This is a genomic window from Pseudomonas saponiphila, assembly GCF_900105185.1.
In the GTDB taxonomy this organism is placed as follows: domain Bacteria; phylum Pseudomonadota; class Gammaproteobacteria; order Pseudomonadales; family Pseudomonadaceae; genus Aquipseudomonas; species Aquipseudomonas saponiphila.
In genome coordinates this window covers 181,087-199,237 of the sequence record NZ_FNTJ01000001.1, presented here as the reverse complement: position 1 = coordinate 199,237, position 18,151 = coordinate 181,087, and the positions used below count along the sequence as shown (strand labels likewise).

Genomic DNA, 18,151 nt, shown 5'->3' with positions numbered 1-18,151 from the left:
CCGTTGTTCGATGGCCCAAGGTTAGGGGCAGGTGACAGACGCCGGACAATGAATAAAGATGCACCTCCCATAAAAAAAGGTTATGGACTGCCCCATGCGCCTGCGTCATATCGAAATCTTCCAGGCCATTCGCCAGGCCGGCTCCATCAGCGGTGCCGCGCAGTTGCTGCACGTCTCGCAACCGGCGGTGACCAAGGTCCTGCAGCACGCCGAGCTGCAACTGGGTTTCCCGCTGTTCCTGCGGGTACGGGGCAAGTTGCAGCCGACTCCGGAAGCCCTGGAGCTGGAGCGTGAAGTGGACAAGGTCAGCGAAAGCCTGCAAGGCGTACGGCGCCTGGCCCACAACCTGCGCCGGGCGCCGGGCCACAGCCTGCGCATCGGCGCCACCCCGGCCCTGGCCCTGGCCTTGCTGCCGCCGGCCATCAGTGAATGGACCCGTCTCTACCCGGACAGCCTGTGCGAACTGTCCAGCGCCCACAGCCGGGAACTGGTGCAGAACCTGCTGATGCGGGAAATCGACCTGGCCCTGACCCTGCAACGCCCCGATCACCCCGGGCTCTGTGCGCAGCCCCTGGCCGAGGGCGTGCTGGTGGCCCTGGCACCGCTGGACTACTGGCCGCCCGCCGTGCGCGGCCAGCCACTGGCCCTGATGGAACTGGCGGATGCACCGCTGATCGGCCTGAGCAGCGCCGACCCGCTGTCGGCGCGCCTGGACAGCTACCTCAAGGCGGTGGAGCCGCCGCCGCGGGTGAGCATTGCCGTACAGACCTACTCCCTGGCCCGGGCCATGGTGGAATCCGGCGCCGGATTGGCGCTGATCGATCCCTTCACCGCCCTGGGCGCATCAACCGCCAGCACCGTCATCCGGCCCCTGAGTCCGCCGCTGTCGATTACCCTGTACGCCGTGACCCGCGCCGCCGAACCGCCGCCCCACACCCTGGCCAGCCTGCTGGAGATCTTCGCCCACCAGGCCCAGGCCCAACTCGACCATCCCTTGTAGGCGCTGGCTTGCCAGCGAGGGCGGCCGCAAGCCCGGCGCAAATCCCGAAGGCCCCTTCGCCGGCAAGCCGGCTCCTACACCAATCTGCAGCACCCCACCCCGTAGGAGCTGGCTTGTAGTGGTCCAGTTTTTTTGGACCACCCTGTAGGAGCATTAGGCCGCCAGCCTTTCAAAGGCAGCGGGTGGCAGATCGTTCGAGGCGCTGTGGCAACGCCGATGGTTGTAATGGGCAATGAAATGCATCACATCCTTCTGCGCCTCAAAATGATTCTGGTAGCCATTTTCAGGCGACCAATCGTGTTTCAGTGTCCGGAAATAACGCTCCACCACCGCGTTGTCCCAGCAGTTTGCGCGTCGACTCATGCTCTGCACGATCTGCTTTTCAGCCAGGTATTCGACAAAGCGATCCGCGGTGTATTGGCAGCCCTGGTCCGAGTGGAATACCAGCGCTGAACCAGGCCGACGTATGCCAACAGCCAGCCGTAACGCCTTGAGCGACAGCTCGGCATCGGCGGTCCTGGAAAAGGCCCAGCCGATGATCCGACGTGAAAACAAATCCATCACGATTGCCAGGTACAGCCAGCTTCCACCGACGCGAATGTAAGTGATGTCTCCGGCCCAAAACGTATTGGGTGATGCAGGATTAAAGCGACGATCGAGGAGATTGGCTGCGGTATTGCTGGGCTTTCCGGTCCGACGATAGTGAGCGTAACGGGCTCGTCGCCTGACCAGCCCAAGGTTTTTCATCAGACGGTCCATACGATGGCGCCCAACCGCTACGCCCTGTTTTTTGAGCTCTCTGGCAAATCCCCGGGCGCCCAGGGCACCTCGATGCTCCCGGTGCAGCTGCCGAATGGTCTTTTCCAGTTGCCGCTCGACCCCAGGTTCAGACCGAGCCACGGGCTTGGCGTAATAGCTGCTGCGAGGCACGCCCAGAAGTCGGCAGCAGTGCCGAATGGAGAGCTGTCCTTTCAACCCCTCGATCATTTGATTCGGCTGAACAGCACCTTCAGATGAGAGGGCAATTGCTTTTTTAGGACGCTATTCTCGGCTTCCAGCAAGGCGAGTCTGGCCTGCAGTGAATCAATCAGTTCCTGGTCCTGAGGGCGTGTGGGCAGCAAGGCTCCTTCATGCTCCTTGCGCCATCTGGCGACCCAGCGTCGCAGGGCTGTAGGCCCAACCCCAGTTTGCTCACATGCCTTAGGCACCGAGTAATTCATTTCCACGACCAAGCGAATGGCTTCGGCCTTTTCTTCAGCGCTAACAACCCGAAATCCCATGATGCTTCCTTAGGTTGAAACTCCTACAGAGTGGTCCAGGAATATTGAGCCACAACAGCTTGCCAGCGAAAGCGGCCGCAAGTCCGGTGCAAATCCCGAAGGCCTCTTCGCCGGCAAGCCGGCTCCTACACTAATCTGCAGCACCCCGCCCCGTAGGAGCTGGCTTGCCAGCGAAAGCGGCCGCAAGCCCGGGGCAAATCCCGAAGGCCCCTTCGCCGGCAAGCCGGCTCCTACACCAATCTGCTGCACCCCACCCCGTAGGAGCTGGCTTGCCAGCGAAAGCGGCAGCAAGCCCGGTGCAAATCCCGAAGGACTCTTCGCCGGCAAGCCGGCTCCTACAGGACGTAGAAGAGGATGGCGACGAAATGCAGCAGGCTGCCGGCGATCACGAACAGGTGCCAGATGCCATGGGCATGGCGCAGGCGGCTGTCCAGGGCGAAGAAGATGATGCCCACGGTGTACAGCACCCCACCCGCCGCCAGCCAGGCAAACCCGGCGCTTCCCAGGGCCGCCAGCAGCGGCTTGACCGCCACCAGGACGATCCAGCCCATCACCGCATAGATCACGATGGAGAGGATCCGCGCCTCGGAACGCGGCTTGATCTCCTGGAGGATGCCGATCAGCGCCAGCCCCCAGACAATCCCGAACAGGGTCCAGCCCCAGGGCCCGCGCAGGGTCACCAGGCAGAACGGCGTGTAGCTGCCGGCAATCAGCAGGTAGATCGAAAAGTGATCGACCTTCTGCATGATGTTCTTCGCCCGGCCACGCACGCTGTGATAGACCGTGGACACGCTGTAGAGCACCAGCAAAGTGAAGGCATAGATCGCCACACTGACGATCTTCCACGGACTGCCGTCGATACTGGCCAGTACCACCAGCCAGATGCCGCCGATAAACGCCGCGATCGCTCCCAGCAAGTGGGTCCAGGCGTTGAATCTTTCTCCGTGATACATCGGTCACTCACCCTTGAAACATGAAAAACCACGCAAGGCTCGGGCCTGCAGTTTGAAAGCGCAAGAGGTCTATGGGGGCACGGCGGATAAAAAACCAGCGGCCACTTTCAGACTCATCGGGCATCATCAGCCCCTCATCAGCCGAGACCGGACCATGCTCATCGACGAAGAGTTGACCCTGAAAAAGCTCGAAGTGTTTCTGGCCTTCATGCGCACCGGCAACCTGACCCGCGCCGCCGCCGAGTTGCAGACCAGCAACGTCAGCGTGCACCGGGCCATCCATTCCCTGGAAAACGCCCTGCGCTGCCCGTTGTTCAAGCACGAAGGACGCAACCTGACGCCGCTGGAAAGCGCCTTCGTCCTCGAAGAACGGGCGCAAAAGCTGGTGCAGGACGTGGTCGAGAGCGTGCGCCTGACCCGCGAGGCCGCAGGCTTCTCAGCAGAACGCTTCAAGCTCGGCGCACTTTACTCGCTGACGGTGAAAACCGTGCCGCAGCTGATCATGGGCCTGAAGCTGCGCCGCAGCGAGCTGAACATCGACCTGATTCTGGGCTCCAACATCGACCTGCTGTACAAGCTCAAGAACATGGAAGTGGACGCCATCCTGATTTCCCTGGACGACAGCGTCAACGACCCGGATTGCGAGCAACTGCCGCTGTTTTCCGACGATATCTTCCTCGCCACCCCGGCCGATTCACCCTTTGCCCAACAGCACGAGGTGGACCTGGCCGACGTGCGCGACGCCACCTTCATCACCCTGACCCAAGGGTTCGCCACCCATCAGGACGGGGTGCGGGTGTTCAAGCAGGCGGGGTTCGAACCGAAGGTGGCGATGCAGGTCAACGACATCTTCACCCTGCTGAGCATGGTCAGCTCCGGGGTCGGTTATGCGTTGCTGCCAGGAAGGATCGCCGCGGTGTATGAAAACCGCGTGAAACTGATACCGCTGCAGGCGCGCTACCGCCTGCAGCAACATATCGGCGTGGTGTTTCTCAAGGCCAAGGAGCGCGACCCGAACCTGTTGGCGCTACTGGCCGAATGCCGGATGTACGCCAACCGCCAAACGCCCTAGAAACCGGCCGGCACAACGGCGCAGCGGCCCGGACTTTTGTAGCGGCTGGCTTGCCAGCGAAGGCGTCCGCAAGAGCGGCGTATGCCTCACAGGCCCCTTCGCCGGCAAGCCGGCTCCTACACGAAATCCGCGATGCACTCCCCTCGTAGGAGCTGGCTTGCCAGCGAAAGCGTCCGCAAGAGCAGCGTATGCCTCACAGGCCCCTTCGCCGGCAAGCCGGCTCCTACACCAAATCCGCGATGCACCCGCCTCGTAGGAGCTGGCTTGCCAGCGAAGGCGTCCGCAAGAACGGCGTATGCCTCACAGGCCCTTTCGCCGGCAAGCCGGCTCCTACACGAAATCCGCGATGCACTCGCCTCATAGGAGCTGGCTTGCCAGCGAAAGCGCCCGCAAGCCCGTGACCTACCCGCCCAGCAGGCCGCGCATCAGCAGGAACAGCAACGACGGCCCCAACAGGCAACCCAGGGCGGTGTAGAACGCCGCCGTCAGGCAACCGTAGGGCACCAGTTTCGGATCGGTGGCCGCCAGGCCCCCGGCGACGCCGCTGGAGGTGCCCATCAAGCCGCCGAAGATCACCGCGCTGCGCGGGTTGTTGAGGCCGATCAGCGGCGCCACGAAGGGCGTCATCACCATCACCAGGATCGCCTTGATCAACCCCGCCGCAATCGACAGTGCCATGACTTCGGAGCTGGCGCCAATCGCCGCACCGGTCACCGGCCCAACGATGTAGGTCACCGCTCCGGCGCCGATGGTGGTCAGGCTCACCGCATCGGTATAACCAAAGGCCATGGCCACCCCGACCCCGGCGACAAAGGACGAGCCGACCCCGACAAACAGTGCCAGCACCCCGACGAACCCGGCGCGCTTGAGCTCCTCGACACTGACCCCGAAGGCCGTGGCGACAATCGCAAAATCCCGCAGCATGGCCCCGCCCAGCAGGCCGATGCCCGACAGCAGCGGAATGTCCACCACGCCCTTCTGCCCGCCGGTGAAGGCGCCACCCACGTAGGACAGCACCAGCCCCAAAAGAATGGCGATGGCCGAGCCGTGCAGGCGGCCCTTGGTAAAGGTGTTGGAGATCCAGTATGACACCCACATGGTGATCCCGATCACCGCGAAACCGCTGATCAGCCCGTAGCCGGTAATGACCTTCATCATCGATTCGTACATGGCCCTTACCCCGCTGTTTTCTGAGCAACGGCCGCATCTGGCGCCTTGTTGCCGAGGCGCACCAGCACCGGCACCAGGGCGAAGGCGATCACCACCGCCAGAGTGCCCGCGAGAATCGCCATCGGCCCGCCCTTGAGCGCGCCGTAGACGTTCTGCTGCGCGGCCATGGCCACCACGATGGGGATGTACACCGCGCCCCAGAACTCCACGCCCTGCTCGGACTTGCCGGCGAACAGCCCGCGCTTGTGCAGGTAGCTGCCCAAGCCGATCAACAGCAGCATGGCAATGCCGACCCCGCCGACATTGGCCGGCACGCCGATCAATTTGCCCAGCAGCTCACCGATGAAAATACCCACCAGGGTACAAAAGGCCAGGAAGGCCACACCGTAGATAATCATTGTTGTTGTCCTCAAAGTGCATCGTCGAAGTTGTTGTTCTTGTGCTTCGTCAGCCTGAGTCGGTGCTCTATCGGTCGCGGCTTCCCTCCTCACGCAACAGGGCTTGCAGGGTGTCCAGGCGCGCGCCGTCGAAGGCGATCACCGTCCCTTGGGCAAACACCCGGCGGGCCAGCCCGGTCAGTACCGCACCGGGAGGCAATTCGATCTGCAGGCGCACCCCGCGCTCGTAGGCGCTTTGCACGGTGCCGCGCCAGTCCACCACCCGGCACATGTTGAACGCCAGGTCGTCGCGCAATTGCTCCACGGTGCGCAGCGGTCGTGCCCGGCTGCCACTCAGGTAACCCAGCGTTGGCAGTTGCAGGGGCACCTCGGCAAAGGCCGCAGCCAGGGCCTGGGCCGGTTGTTCCAGCAACGGACAGTGAGACGGCACGCTGACCGCCAGGCGCTTGGCCACGCCGACCCCGCAACCCCGGGCCAACTCGGCCACCGCCTGCATCGCCGCATCGCTGCCGGCGATCACCACCTGGCTGTCGGCGTTGATATTGGCCAGGTACACCGGCGTCCGCGGGCTGTGGACCTGGGCCAGCAGCCCTTCCACCGTCGCCAGATCCAGGCCGATCAGGGCGGTCATGCCATAGCCCCGTGGATACGCCTGCTGCATCAACTCACCCCGCAGGCTCACCAGGCGCAGGGCGTCGGCAAACTCCAGGGCCCCGGCCACCACCGCCGCCGGATAGGCACCGATGGACAGGCCGGCCACGTAATTCACCCGGGTGTCGGGCTGCAACAGGGTCCGCGCCGCCGCCACGCCGGCGATCAGCAGGCACAGCTGCACGGCCCGGGTGCCGGCCAGGGCCTGGGGCGAATCCAGGGTCATCACGTCTTCCCCCAGGACCTCGCTGGCTTCCTGCAGACAGGCGCGGGTTTCCGCGCTTGGCGGCAGACGCTGGAGCAGCCCCGGCTGCTGCGCGCCCTGGCCCGGAAACACCAGCAGGCTGCTCATGCTGCCTGCTCCCGAGAGTTCCAGGGATCGCCGACCAGCCGCGCGCCACTGGCGCTTTTGAGCAGAACCCGGTCGGCCGGGCCGGCCCATTCGCGCAGGGCCACGGCCCCGGCGGGAACCTGCAGTTGCAGGTCCACCGGACACTCGGCGCGCTCCAGCAGGGCCAACAGCTCGCGGGCCTGAGCCCGGGAAAAAGGCTCCGGCGTGCGCAGGATCAGGTCCAGGTCACTGTGCTGATGCAGCGCAGCCACCCCAGAGGCCAGCTCGAAACCGGCACTGCCGCTGACGCCCCAGACCAGGCCCAGGGCATCCAGCTCGCCACGCAGTTGCTGCAACGCCTGCAGCGCCGGCAATGATCGCGTGCCGCTCAACTGGCACAGCGCTTCGGGATACACCCCGCGTTGCACCGACTCCAGCGCCAGCACAGCCGGGTAGCGCTGCTCGCGTGTGCGTCCGCGCAGGCCGACCGCGATCTGTCCGGGGGCCGTCAGCGCCCGCCGCACCACCACCGGCTGCCCCGCCTCCAGCACGGCAAAGGCCCAATCCGGCGCATCGGGGGGCAACTGCGCCGGGGTCATGCCCCACAGCAAGTCGTGGGGCAGCCAGGGGCCGCGGCCGTTCACCATTGTTCCCGCAACAATTGGCGAACCCGGCTCGACGCCGCCCGGTTCGCCGCTCCCAGGCGGCAGCCCAGGTCGACGCCCGTGGCCCGCACATCGGCGATGGCCGCCAGCAAGCACTCCTCGACCCCGAGCAGATCCTCGGCCGTCGGCTGTTCGATCTGCCGCACCGACAGGGTTTGCCAGAGCAGCCCCAGGCCGGCGTAGCTGTCGATGTCATAGGCCATGGGCGGCACGCTGGCGGCCAGGGCTTCCAGCTCCTCGACGCTGCGCAAGGTGACCCGCGCCGCCGAGGCCTTGCCCATGGCATGCACCATCACCCCCGGGTCGCGCAGGGCGATCAGGCGGTTGGCCTGATAACCGTGGGCCAGAAAGGCCCCGGACATGGCCTTTCCCACCAGCAGGGCAATCACCGGGTGCCCGGCCAAACGGGCCCGGGCATAGCTGTCGGCGGCAGCAGCCAGGGCCTGATGAATGCCCAGCGCCTCTTCACGCCGGCCATAGGCCTGGCTCGGCACATCGACGATGGCGATCAGCGCACGCTTGTGGGGCTGGGAGCGGTCGGCCTCAATCAATTCATCCACGGCCTTGGCCAGGCCCCAGCCTTCCAGCAAACCGACTTCACCCTGGCGGGCCCGGAGAAAACGATTCTCCGGGTCGGCCACCACGGCGATAAAACGTACAGACTGCCCCGCCAGTTCAGCATCGGCCACCCGCAACGATGGCGGTAGACCAGCCACCGGCGCGGCGCCGCCACTCAGGGCGTTGAACCAGTTCAGGCCGCGCAAAGAATAAGCACTCATGGACGGTCTCCTTGATACAGATCGCGAACCGTCGCCGCATCGATTTGCGGCGTGGTGTCCAGCCGAGCCAGACATTGCAGGTAGTGTTCGGCCTCGCGGCTGCGCTGCCGCGTGGGCAAGCCGAGGGCCAGCAACTCGCGGACCTGGGCCTGGATCTTTGCCACGTCGTCAGCCACATAACGGTCCACCAGGCCGCTGGCGAAACGCTGCTCGCCGCCGGTCAGGCTCCAGATGAACGGCCGGTCCCGCGAGTCGTATTCCTCAAGCCCGGCCTCCTGCTCGATCACCTGCGGACCATTGAGCCCCAGGCGCGCTTCCTGGGTGACCACGAGATAACTGCACAGCCCGGCGGCAATCGACATGCCGCCAAAGCAGCCGACGCTGCCGGCCACCACGCCGATCACCGGCTGGTATTGGCGCAGGTCGACGATTGCCGCATGAATGTCGGCAATCGCCGCCAGCCCCAGGTTGGCTTCCTGCAAGCGCACGCCACCGGTTTCCAGCAGCAGCACGGCACAAGTTGGGATGCCGTTGCGGTTGTCCTCGGCGGCCAGCTCCAGGGCCCCGGCAATCTTCGCCCCGCCCACTTCCCCCAGGCTGCCGCCCTGGAAGGCGCCTTCGATGGCGGCCAGCACCACCGGCAGGCCATCGATGCTGCCCTTGGCGATCACCACCCCGTCATCGGCCTGGGGCACCACGCCCTGGCGCGCCAGCCAGGGCGACATGACCCGCTGGAACGGGTCCAGCAGCTCGCGAAAACTGCCGGCATCCAGCAAGGCCCGAGCCCGCTGCCGAGCGCCCAGCTCGACGAAGCTGTGCTTGTGCAACAGATGTGCGCTGTCAGTCATGGCCGATCTCCTCGAAGCCCTGTTCCAGGCGCAGGCGCACCACCCCCGGGGTGGCACCGAAATCATGGATATCGATCAGCAGCGCCGGCGGCGTCTGGCCGTCGAACATGCGCTCGAACAGGTGCTGCCAGCGCGCGGCGCTGCCATTGACCGAGGTCTGCACCTGGATGGTCAATTTGCCGGGCTGGCCCGGCTCCAGCAGCACTTCCAAGTCGCCGGAGCCGACACAGCCCACCAGGGCGCGGCCACGACCGGGCTGGCCGGCGGGGAATTCAAAGGACAAGGTTTCCATTACAGCGCTCCCTGGATAAAGGTGTCGGTGGACTCGATCCGGTCCAACAGCAGGCTGGCCGCCAGCAAGTCGGCGGCACCGCCGGGCGAGGCATTCAAGGTCAACAGCTGCAGATCCAGCTCATGCAGGCGACGGCGCCCGGGGAGGCTGGCGCTGCCACCGGCATCGAGCACCGCCTGGGCGCCCTGCTGCATGGCCTGCAAGCCCTGCTCGCCAGCGCGGTACAACACGCAGGTGTCGGCCAGTTGGCTCATGATCGCCAGCAAGGCATCGAGCCGGGCGTTCTGCTCGCCATGGCCCTGGGCGCGGCTGCGCTTGAGCTGGGGCAGACCCCGTTGCAGCACGGCGGGGAAGCCTTGCTGGGCTTCTTCGCGAGCGCCGCGCACGCCGTAACGAATCGTCACCTGGGCGCCATGACTCAGAGGCTGTGGCGCGTAACGATCCTCCAGCAGGGCCAAACGCGCGGCACGCAGCGCGACACTGCCGGCACGGGTGGATCGCGGCTCCAGCGCGGCGGCAGCCACCAGCAAGCCCAGGGCCCAGATCGCCCCGCGATGGGTGTTCACCCCGCCGGTGGTGTTCAGCATGGCCCGCTCGCCTTCGCGACCAATGCGCCCCAGGGCTTCGCGCAGGGGCAGGCCCACTTCGCCGAACGCCAGCGCCGCCTCGGCCATCTCCTTGAAGGCCGGCCACAGGGCCAGGGCCGAAGCGTGCATCAGGCCCAGGTGCAGGTCGCTGTGGGCGCCATTGCCACGGCGGTCCACCAGTGCCGGCTTGGGCGACAGGTCGGCCTCGTCGATCAACGCGTCCACCGCCAAATCCGCCAGGCGCTCGGCCAGGCTCAGGGGTTGCGATTGCAGATTGAGTGCGTGCATTACCAGCTCCTGAACTTGGCGGGCGGGTTGTACAGGCCACCGGACCACTGCACCAGGTCGGCCACGCTCTTGGCCGCCAGCAGCTCGCGGCTGGCGTCGGTGCGGCGGATGCCCAGGTCTTCCGGCAAGGCGATCAGCCCTTCACGGCGCATGCGCGCGGTGTCCTTGGGGTTGTGCCGCAGGCCGATGGCGGTGACCCCGGCCACGGCGGCGATCATTGCCTGGCGCTCTTCCAGGGAACGGGCCTTGTACAGGTAGGCGATGCCTTCCTCGGTCAGCAGGTGGGTGACGTCGTCGCCGTAGATCATGATCGGCGCCAGGGGCATGCCGCTCTTGCGCGCCACGTCCACCGCATCCAGGGTCTCGACAAAGGTCGGTTTGCCGCCTTCCTGGAAGGTTTCCACCATCTGCACCACCAGCTTCTTGCCGCGTTCGAGCATGGCCTGGGGTGCATCGCTTTGATCCTGGCGCATGTCCAGCCAGGCTGGAGTGCCGTGGCGCCGCCCGCGCGGGTCGTGGCCCATGTTTGGCGCACCGCCGAAACCGGCCAGCCGGCCACGGGTCACGGTGGAGGAATGGCCGTCGCCGTCCACCTGCAAAGTGGCGCCGATAAACAGGTCCACCGCGTATTGCCCGGCCAGCTGGCAGAACATTCGGTTGGAACGCAGCGAGCCGTCGCGGCCGGTGAAGAACACGTCCGGGCGCGCGGCGATGTAGTTTTCCATGCCCAGTTCGGTGCCGAAGCAATGCACGCTGTCCACCCAGCCGCTTTCAATGGCCGGGATCAGGGTCGGATGGGGATTGAGGGTCCAGTTGCGGCAGATCTTGCCTTTGAGCCCCAGGGATTCGCCGTAGGTGGGCAGGATTAGCTCGATGGCCGCGGTGTTGAAACCGATGCCGTGGTTGAGCGACTGCACGTTGTGTTTTTCGTAGATGCCGCGAATCGCCATCATCGCCATCAGCACGTGCACCGGCTTGATATGGCGCGGGTCGCGGGTGAACAGCGGCTCGATGTAGAACGGCTTGTCGGCCACCACCACGAAGTCGACCCAGGAGGCGGGAATGTCGACCCGGGGCAGCTCACTGACGTCGTCCACCAACTGGTTGACCTGGACGATCACGATGCCGTCGCTGAAGGCCGCCGGCTCGATCAGCGCCGGGGTGTCCTCGGTGCTGGGGCCGGTGTAGATATTGCCGGCGCGGTCGGCCATGAAGCCGGCGGACAGCACCACATTGGGGATCAGGTCCACCAACAGCCGCGCATAGAGCTCGATGTAGGTATGAATGGCGCCGATTTCCAGCAGCCCGTCTTCCAGCAACTGGCTGATGCGCAGGCTCTGGGTGCCAGCGAAGGAAAAGTCCAGCTTGCGGGCGATGCCGCGCTCGAACAGGTCCAGGTGCTCGGAGCGGCCGACGCTGGGCATGATCATGTGCAGGTCATGCAGCCTGGCCGGGTCGACCTTGGCCAGGGAGCGGGAGAGAAAGTCCGCCTGTTTCTGGTTGTTGCCTTCCAGCACCACCCGGTCGCCGGGCAGGATCAGCGCTTCCAGCGCCGCGACGATCTGGTCGGTCGGCAACACCACGCCATCGGCGATGGCCCGCACCTGTTCGAGGCGCCGCTGCTTTTCGCTGCGCCGCCGCGACCAGCGCGCGTCGGGGGAAATTATTGTTGTCATGCTCACTCCACGGGTTCGCTGTCGTGGCAGCCACCTTAGGAGTGAAAACGGGGGGCATCAATCAAGCGCGGCGTTGGATCGTTACGCTGAGGGTAATGATTGGATGGTGTGTGAGCTGTAGGTAATGGCAACACATTGGCGGTTGTTGCAGCGCCGGGGGGACAGCATAGTGGCCCGGTCGCCGATGCATCGGCGGCCGATCTTAGCCGGTCGAGCCTGTTCACGGACGCACAAGCGCTTGCCTATAATGCCGGCGCTTTTTGCCGCCTGGCATTTTGCTATGGCGGCTGTGCGCGGGACACCTTCGGGTGTGCCGGAGGTTCCGTGAATTCCTCTGGTCGGCTAACCCGCGTGCAGCTGCCACCCTCTTTGTTTAGCCGCAAACGGTAGTAGCTCCTCAAAAAACACGGAGGTGCGCTATGACTGATTTCATCCCGCTACACAGCAATCTCACCCCTACCCCGGTGTTTCACCTCGACCGCAACGCCCCGGCTGCTGAATTGCACGGCGGCGCGGTGCAACGCATCAAAGCCTCGCGCGACCTGCTGCACAGCCTCAACTGCCTGAGCCTCAAAGGCGTCGACGAGCGTGACCTGAACCACTTCGTCAACGCCGCCCACCTGCTGCTGCAAGACGGCTGCGATGCCCTGGACGCCTTGCAATGGCGGCTGGAGGCGTAAAGGCCTCGGTCAAACCTGCCCGGTTGGCCTCTTTAGGGGTCAACCGGCGGCCTGGTCTTTCCCCTCAGCAGGCGTCGACGAAGGGCCCATCCAGGTGCCATACAGCTTCTTGGAGCAGGCCTGAGCGGGGCGCGCACTGTTGTCGACGTTCGTAGACCGTTTGAGCGCCTACTGCCCTGCGCTTTGGCCACCACTTTTGAGGTGTCACCGCGAGCAAGCCGCAACAAGGTTTGCGCCCTATCGCCACTACGCCAATCTTTGCCTTTGAATGGTCTCTTCCAGCTTGAGGATCTCTTCCTCGGCCAACGATAAGGGATTGTGCTTCATGAACAAGGTTCTCAATCATCGGCATTTATACGAGCTGAAACAGTGAGTTAACTTATTGTTGAATACTTATTGATTTTGGCGTTTATTGATGAAAGAAATTCGTAGGACAGGACAATATATTGGCCGCTGATCCGACTCTTTTAAGTAAAAGATCAATATCCGTAGACAGGCACAAAATAAGAAAGTGGAGGGTGTGTCCTCTCCCACTCTTTTGCAAAAGCCACACCTTGTTTTATTTCATCGGGAGTCAATTTTTTGGATATTTCTATAAGAGTAACTTTGGCAAAGTCGGCTACCCCTGCTCCGCCACCCGCCCCCCTCCTTCGAACCTCGATATCAAATAAGTCAATCCGTAACCTTTTATCAAATCTGGAGGGTAATCAAGGTCATTAGGTGTATGAGCCAAATTGCTACCGTAGGTACTTACAGCAGATATATAGCCACCTTCGGCGGACCTTTTCAGCCAATATCCAACCTCTGCTTTATTGCCGTTATTTTCAAATAAATAGTTCGCGTACATGGCCATCCCCAATGGATAGCCGCCCTCTGCCGAGGCCTTAAACCATTTTTTAACCGCCTTATGGCGATTGCCCGGAATGACAAACCAACCCGCGCCATCTTGATAGCGGCCAGCCAGAACTTTCTGCGCATAACTGTCTCCACCTTCGGCGGCCTTTTCCAGCCATCCCAAGCCTTGTTTGGCGATGTACAGCACGATCATGGCTTCGGTGTCACCCCGCTCGGCGCGCTCATGGGCTAGTTTCAAGGCGGTTTTCCGCCACTCTGAACCGGCTTTGCCGGTGCAGGTGCCCATTTGATGGCACAGGTCGCTGCTACTGCTTAGGCGCAGCATGGCGTACAGATCGCCCTGCTCAGCGGCGGCCTCATACCATTTCCTTGCTTCGACAGTGGTGTAGCTGCTGCTAAGGCGAATCGCTTCGGCCAGGTAATACTGCGCGGTGCGATCACCGGCCGCAGCGGCCACTTGCAGCAGGGGTTGGGAGTCGTACCAGTCACTTTGCTGGTACAGCACCAGGCCTTTATCGCGGGCGGCTTGTTGTGGCGCCGTTAATTGGGCCATGGCGCTGGTGGAAAGCAGCAGGGCGCATAGCGCGCCGATAAGAGTCTGCTTAATCAATGTTCGGTCCCTCATAACGAATCTTGATGGCTTGAACCGGCGCAAAGGCCGGCCCCTTATAGACGCGATCAGAGATGCAGTAACCGTCCAGTCGACGCCCTAGGTTGGCAGCACACTCACGGTATTGGTCCCGCATAATGTTGTTCTCATTAAAAAGCACCAAAACTCGCTCAGCCATAAACAAGTCAAGCCGTACCCTATTTTCACAGTAGGTCAGCCCTGCCTGCTCCGGGCGCACCCCGTCGCGGTTCATACAGATAAGCGTATCCTCGAATTGACGTTGCGCGCCGGGCTTGCGCGAGATCCAGATCAGGCATTGGTGAATGGCCTGTTGTTGCAACAACCAAGCTTCGTCCTCGGTGAAACGCACAGCGTCCTTGCCTTCCTCTTTGATGGTAAATGCCTGGGGGGTGCTGATCAGCGCCATCAGCAGCGGGCCGAACGCCTGGGGTGGCAGGTTCAGCACCCAGTCATGCATCACTTTCTGGTTTTTGCCCCGCTTCAAGGTGTAGGCGATCTGCCCGCCGCGGCCGCCGTCGGTCAGGGCCTGATAGAGGGCCTTGATCGTCATGTAACCGCGCAGGTAGAGAAACCCCACGTCAATATTGAGGGCGCCCAGAAAACCCAGTTGCTTGACCAACTGCAAGGCGTCTCTGTCGATCCACTCCAGGTTTTTGTAGTGGTTCCTGGCCATTTCCCGGCACACCAACTCCAGCAGTTGGCCCACGCATTCGTAGCCAATCTCGAACGACATATAGCCTTTGAGGCCCACGCCCCAGATCAGCGAGCGTTGGATGGAGAGGATGAAGCGGCCCTTATGCAGTTGCAGTTTCAGCTCGCCCGAGAGGCCGGCGCCCACACCGGCCGCCACTTCAATGTCGAGCTTGGCCAAGGGCAGCCAGGGGTTGTTCGGGCTGCGGTGGGGGACCGGAGCCGGGGGCAGCACGCTGGCCGGTGGATACCAGTAGAGTTGGCCGCTGAGCTTGCAGCCGGCTTGCGCCCCGACGAACAGATTGAACTTGCCCAGCTCGCCTTTCTTCTCGGCGATGTCCAGCCCGGCGATGCTGGTGTAGCCGGTTGCCTGGTCCAGGGTCAGGTCGCGGGCCAGCAGCAGACTGGCACCGGTAAACCCCCAGGCCTTGGCGCTCAGGCTGAGCGATAGTCGGCCTAAATCCAGGGTTCTACGGCTGCCGTCGTAAGCGATATAGCTGGGCGTCAAGGTTAGGGCGTTGCTGCGTTTGGGCAGCTCGACATCGAACAGGCTGATCTCACCGCGCCAAAGGGCGACATCCAGAGTCAATTGGGCGCTGAGAACCTGCGCGCCCTTGCCCTTTTTCCATTGCGGCCCTTGCACCTTGAATGCGGTCTGCTGCATACGGTCTGCCGGCAGCAGGCAACGTATCAGCTGTGCCTGGGTGCTGTTGTCGAACAACATCATGTTGCGCAGTTGTCGATCCTCGAAAACCATGGCCTTGAGGGTGGCTCCCCAGCGCTGGCGTTTATCCTGCGCTTGCAGGCTTTCAACCTGAAAACCACTGGCCTCCAGGGCGGCAAAGAACTGCTCGGGCACAAACAGGCCATTGTCATCGTACCATGGGCCTTTTTCGTCTAGCACATGCGCGCCCTCCTGCTGCAGCCAGGCGCTGAACACCTGATCATCGTCCGCTTGCTTGGCAATCGACTTCGGCAACACCTTAAGGCCGCCGGACGCTGCGCCGAGTACGTCCATGCCCAGCTTGGCGAAGTTCTTGAGGCTGATGTGATTCAACACATCCAAGGCATCTGCGCTGCTGAATTCGCGCAGAGGAATGTCCATCTTGACCAGGCGCTCGATGGGTTGGGGGCTATAGCTTTGCGGGTCCCAGAGAAACAGGCGCGGCGGCAGCAAATCTCGCACCCGCGCCTCAGCGGCGTCTTTGATCTGTTGCGCCTCTTCGTTCAAGCGACGCCACTGGTCTTGCAGTTCAGTAAAAATCTCCCCGGGCGGCGCGACGTTACCGGCTGTGGCCGACACCCAGTGCGCGTAGCGCTCCTCTATACGCACTTCGAGGGCGCGGCGCTCGGCCAAGAGTTTGCAGTAGGCCTGGAAGTCTTCGCTGCCTTGGTTTTGATCATCCGGGCTGAGGGCAAACTCGGGAACGGCGATGCCGCACTCGGCGAGGTTGACAATGGCATCCAGGTAGCTGCGCATTGGCGCTTCAAGGTTGAGGATATTGACCCGGACACCGCGCAGCGCCCTCTCATCGACCACACCGTTGCTGACGAGTGTTTCGTGCAGCTTCTTGTAGTCTCGCAGGTGCTCCCAGTACGTCGCGATGTTGCGGCTGCCGGGATCGAACAGGGTGAAACCGCGCTCGACCGCCTTGCGTTGTTCGGCGATATAGACATCCACCGCATCGCGGGCCTCCAAGGCGCGCGGGGTGTAGAACACGCCGTTCTCACGTTTGTAACCGAGGGCCTCTGCACGGCGATAGCCAATCTCATCCAGCTCGGCAATGTTCTGCTGGTGCTTTATGACCCGACGCTGGCTATGGAACAGCGCGCGCTCGGCCTGCATGGCTGCCGTGCTGTCTCCCTTGGCCTTGGCGATATCCCAATCGCTACGGTACTGGGCTTGTTTGTCCGATTCTTCGAGGAGCGTGGCTTTGCTGTGCTCATAACGGTGGCGTTCGCCGGTATCGCTTTCGCTGACTTCGAGAAAAGCCTCAGGGCCAGGGGTGATGAAATAGTCCAGCAAGCCGGATTCGGCAATGCTGCTCATGCGCACCGCCCTGTCGGTATCAACGGTCTGTTGGCGCAGCAGCAGGATGTTTTCCTGCAACTGATCCTTGACCCGCTTGGGCAATAACCAGAATCGACGCTGGCCGGTGACATAGATGATGTCATGGTAGTTTTTGCTGCAACCGGGCTGGGTGTCCCGGCAGTTCACCTCAGGGTCTACGGCTGCGCTCGACCCATCAGCCGGGAGCTGTATCGGGAAGTCCGAGTCAGTATTCGCTTGCGCTTCAGACGTGCCTGTCATGTCAGATTTCCAATCGCTGTATTTTCTCGAATGCCGGTAATTCGCTGCGCAGCACCTCCATCAGGCGAGGCTGCTCCTTGAGCGAGCGTTGGCTCAGATGGGGAAGCAAAGGGCCCAGGTGTCGTCCTTCATCAATCCCGTGCTCCACGAGCAGGCGCAGGTTAGCCAGCACTTGCGGCAGTTGTTCGTCGGCCAGGCTGCCTGCTGTTTCGGCTTGATAGGCACGCACCCAATACCACCAGCGGATTTCATCCGCAGCGGGCAGGGTGCTGTCAGGCAAGCGCAGTGGGTAGCCGGCATCATAGGAAACCTCACTGACGACCTCGGTCTGCTCCCAGACGCGCCACATCCGGTCGTCGGGATGCGCCGGTGGGGTGTAGACGCTATCCCAGGGGCCAAAGAGGAATGGGCTGGCGGTCGTTAGCGCCAACGCACTCCAAAATGCCGGATCGTAAAATCGCGCCAGGGCCGCACCGTGAGTCGGGCTATGCATCTGCAGCAAGCGACGGGCGTGCTGCAGTGCCTTGGACGGGTCAGTGCTGGAGGTCAACAGGACGCCGGAGCGGCGGGCCTGGCAGAGCCTCGCGACCTCCGATAGCGCCGGGCTTTGCACGTCTACGTGCAACCAAAGCGGGCTCACCTGATTGAGCTCGGCAAACGCAGTGCCTTGAAAAACCTGTTCGATGTGCGACACGCCGGTCAGTTGATAGAGCTGCTCCAGAACACGAGGTTGTCGCACGTTATCGATGAGGCAATACACCTGGCGCTTACCCGCATGGCTCCAGGGTTCCGCAGTTACCGGTCGTTTAAGGAACTCACTCAGCCACGTAGACATGTGCAATCCTCGCGTTTGCAAACACCGTTGGTTTGCAGGCCGCAGGTCGATATCAATGGCAGCCCCTGTCGGCTTTTGTGCGGATTTCGGTGAACGTGACCGAGCGTTTCGCTAATACGTGACCGGTGCTTCCACCCCGGTTGCGCGGGTTCTGGATTG

At 63.0% G+C, this 18,151-nt stretch carries 18 protein-coding genes; 3 read left to right on the top strand and 15 right to left on the bottom strand.

Annotated features, from left to right (window positions below):
* Positions 1-94 precede the first annotated feature (94 nt).
* Complete coding sequence (locus BLV47_RS00975; protein ID WP_092308890.1) at positions 95-1,000, top strand: LysR family transcriptional regulator; 906 nt, start codon at positions 95-97, stop codon at positions 998-1,000.
* A 153-nt stretch (positions 1,001-1,153) separates the two neighbouring features.
* On the opposite strand, the gene BLV47_RS00970 is transcribed toward BLV47_RS00975, so the two are convergent.
* The 3 genes from BLV47_RS00970 to trhA form a co-directional block, all read right to left on the bottom strand.
* Positions 1,154-1,987 (bottom strand): IS3 family transposase, encoded by an 834-nt coding sequence (locus tag BLV47_RS00970; protein ID WP_092308887.1) that lies wholly within the window; start codon positions 1,985-1,987, stop codon positions 1,154-1,156.
* Positions 1,984-2,280 carry a transposase gene (locus tag BLV47_RS00965; protein ID WP_092308884.1) on the bottom strand — a complete coding sequence of 99 codons (297 nt, stop codon included), beginning with the start codon at positions 2,278-2,280 and terminating at the stop codon, positions 1,984-1,986. Before BLV47_RS00965 ends, BLV47_RS00970 begins: the two co-directional genes overlap by 4 nt.
* Before the next feature lie 335 nt (positions 2,281-2,615).
* Positions 2,616-3,233, bottom strand: coding sequence for a PAQR family membrane homeostasis protein TrhA (gene trhA / locus BLV47_RS00960; RefSeq protein WP_092308877.1), 618 nt, complete (start codon positions 3,231-3,233; stop codon positions 2,616-2,618).
* A 154-nt stretch (positions 3,234-3,387) separates the two neighbouring features.
* On the opposite strand from trhA, the gene BLV47_RS00955 reads away from it, so the two are divergent.
* Positions 3,388-4,305 (top strand): LysR family transcriptional regulator, encoded by a 918-nt coding sequence (locus tag BLV47_RS00955; protein WP_092308873.1) that lies wholly within the window; start codon positions 3,388-3,390, stop codon positions 4,303-4,305.
* Positions 4,306-4,707: 402 nt separating this feature from the next.
* On the opposite strand, the gene madM is transcribed toward BLV47_RS00955, so the two are convergent.
* From madM to mdcA, 9 genes are all read right to left on the bottom strand, one after another.
* Entirely contained in the window at positions 4,708-5,475 is a 768-nt protein-coding gene (madM, locus tag BLV47_RS00950) for a malonate transporter subunit MadM (RefSeq protein ID WP_092308870.1), read from the bottom strand.
* Positions 5,476-5,480: 5 nt separating this feature from the next.
* On the bottom strand, positions 5,481-5,873 hold the full coding sequence (madL, locus tag BLV47_RS00945; RefSeq protein ID WP_092308867.1) for a malonate transporter subunit MadL: 393 nt from the start codon (positions 5,871-5,873) through the stop codon (positions 5,481-5,483).
* Between the two features lie 67 nt (positions 5,874-5,940).
* Positions 5,941-6,876 carry a malonate decarboxylase subunit epsilon gene (mdcH, locus tag BLV47_RS00940; RefSeq protein ID WP_092308864.1) on the bottom strand — a complete coding sequence of 312 codons (936 nt, stop codon included), beginning with the start codon at positions 6,874-6,876 and terminating at the stop codon, positions 5,941-5,943.
* Positions 6,873-7,499 (bottom strand): malonate decarboxylase holo-ACP synthase, encoded by a 627-nt coding sequence (locus BLV47_RS00935; protein ID WP_092317007.1) that lies wholly within the window; start codon positions 7,497-7,499, stop codon positions 6,873-6,875. Before BLV47_RS00935 ends, mdcH begins: the two co-directional genes overlap by 4 nt.
* Positions 7,496-8,299: a biotin-independent malonate decarboxylase subunit gamma gene (gene mdcE, locus BLV47_RS00930; RefSeq protein WP_092308861.1), complete on the bottom strand. Its 804-nt coding sequence runs from the start codon at positions 8,297-8,299 to the stop codon at positions 7,496-7,498. The genes BLV47_RS00935 and mdcE overlap by 4 nt, the downstream gene beginning before the upstream one ends.
* Positions 8,296-9,147, bottom strand: coding sequence for a biotin-independent malonate decarboxylase subunit beta (locus tag BLV47_RS00925; RefSeq protein ID WP_092308858.1), 852 nt, complete (start codon positions 9,145-9,147; stop codon positions 8,296-8,298). The genes mdcE and BLV47_RS00925 overlap by 4 nt, the downstream gene beginning before the upstream one ends.
* Positions 9,140-9,439, bottom strand: coding sequence for a malonate decarboxylase subunit delta (locus BLV47_RS00920; RefSeq protein WP_016968739.1), 300 nt, complete (start codon positions 9,437-9,439; stop codon positions 9,140-9,142). The genes BLV47_RS00925 and BLV47_RS00920 overlap by 8 nt, the downstream gene beginning before the upstream one ends.
* A complete protein-coding gene (locus BLV47_RS00915; protein WP_092308855.1) occupies positions 9,439-10,314 on the bottom strand; it encodes a triphosphoribosyl-dephospho-CoA synthase in 876 nt (291 codons plus the stop codon). Before BLV47_RS00915 ends, BLV47_RS00920 begins: the two co-directional genes overlap by 1 nt.
* On the bottom strand, positions 10,314-11,990 hold the full coding sequence (gene mdcA, locus BLV47_RS00910; protein ID WP_092308852.1) for a malonate decarboxylase subunit alpha: 1,677 nt from the start codon (positions 11,988-11,990) through the stop codon (positions 10,314-10,316). Before mdcA ends, BLV47_RS00915 begins: the two co-directional genes overlap by 1 nt.
* Positions 11,991-12,409: 419 nt before the next feature.
* Here mdcA and BLV47_RS00905 point away from each other — a divergent pair, with 419 nt between their 5' ends.
* Positions 12,410-12,670: a hypothetical protein gene (locus BLV47_RS00905; RefSeq protein WP_092308849.1), complete on the top strand. Its 261-nt coding sequence runs from the start codon at positions 12,410-12,412 to the stop codon at positions 12,668-12,670.
* 619 nt (positions 12,671-13,289) lie between these two features.
* On the opposite strand, the gene BLV47_RS00900 is transcribed toward BLV47_RS00905, so the two are convergent.
* From BLV47_RS00900 to BLV47_RS00890, 3 genes are all read right to left on the bottom strand, one after another.
* Positions 13,290-14,135 carry a tetratricopeptide repeat protein gene (locus BLV47_RS00900; protein WP_244168831.1) on the bottom strand — a complete coding sequence of 282 codons (846 nt, stop codon included), beginning with the start codon at positions 14,133-14,135 and terminating at the stop codon, positions 13,290-13,292.
* Positions 14,128-17,064: a hypothetical protein gene (locus tag BLV47_RS00895; RefSeq protein WP_092308846.1), complete on the bottom strand. Its 2,937-nt coding sequence runs from the start codon at positions 17,062-17,064 to the stop codon at positions 14,128-14,130. The genes BLV47_RS00900 and BLV47_RS00895 overlap by 8 nt, the downstream gene beginning before the upstream one ends.
* A gap of 94 nt (positions 17,065-17,158) precedes the next feature.
* On the bottom strand, positions 17,159-17,992 hold the full coding sequence (locus tag BLV47_RS00890; RefSeq protein WP_092308843.1) for a DUF4123 domain-containing protein: 834 nt from the start codon (positions 17,990-17,992) through the stop codon (positions 17,159-17,161).
* Positions 17,993-18,151 lie beyond the last annotated feature (159 nt).

Excerpts from the sequence above, each read along its gene's own strand:
- BLV47_RS00975 (WP_092308890.1), top strand. The coding sequence starts at position 95 with ATGCGCCTGCGTCATATCGAAATCTTCCAGGCCATTCGCCAGGCCGGC.
- BLV47_RS00970 (WP_092308887.1), bottom strand. The coding sequence starts at position 1,987 with ATGATCGAGGGGTTGAAAGGACAGCTCTCCATTCGGCACTGCTGCCGA.
- BLV47_RS00965 (WP_092308884.1), bottom strand. The coding sequence starts at position 2,280 with ATGGGATTTCGGGTTGTTAGCGCTGAAGAAAAGGCCGAAGCCATTCGC.
- trhA (WP_092308877.1), bottom strand. The coding sequence starts at position 3,233 with ATGTATCACGGAGAAAGATTCAACGCCTGGACCCACTTGCTGGGAGCG.
- BLV47_RS00955 (WP_092308873.1), top strand. The coding sequence starts at position 3,388 with ATGCTCATCGACGAAGAGTTGACCCTGAAAAAGCTCGAAGTGTTTCTG.
- madM (WP_092308870.1), bottom strand. The coding sequence starts at position 5,475 with ATGTACGAATCGATGATGAAGGTCATTACCGGCTACGGGCTGATCAGC.
- madL (WP_092308867.1), bottom strand. The coding sequence starts at position 5,873 with ATGATTATCTACGGTGTGGCCTTCCTGGCCTTTTGTACCCTGGTGGGT.
- mdcH (WP_092308864.1), bottom strand. The coding sequence starts at position 6,876 with ATGAGCAGCCTGCTGGTGTTTCCGGGCCAGGGCGCGCAGCAGCCGGGG.
- mdcE (WP_092308861.1), bottom strand. The coding sequence starts at position 8,299 with ATGAGTGCTTATTCTTTGCGCGGCCTGAACTGGTTCAACGCCCTGAGT.
- BLV47_RS00925 (WP_092308858.1), bottom strand. The coding sequence starts at position 9,147 with ATGACTGACAGCGCACATCTGTTGCACAAGCACAGCTTCGTCGAGCTG.
- BLV47_RS00920 (WP_016968739.1), bottom strand. The coding sequence starts at position 9,439 with ATGGAAACCTTGTCCTTTGAATTCCCCGCCGGCCAGCCCGGTCGTGGC.
- BLV47_RS00915 (WP_092308855.1), bottom strand. The coding sequence starts at position 10,314 with ATGCACGCACTCAATCTGCAATCGCAACCCCTGAGCCTGGCCGAGCGC.
- mdcA (WP_092308852.1), bottom strand. The coding sequence starts at position 11,990 with ATGACAACAATAATTTCCCCCGACGCGCGCTGGTCGCGGCGGCGCAGC.
- BLV47_RS00905 (WP_092308849.1), top strand. The coding sequence starts at position 12,410 with ATGACTGATTTCATCCCGCTACACAGCAATCTCACCCCTACCCCGGTG.
- BLV47_RS00890 (WP_092308843.1), bottom strand. The coding sequence starts at position 17,992 with ATGTCTACGTGGCTGAGTGAGTTCCTTAAACGACCGGTAACTGCGGAA.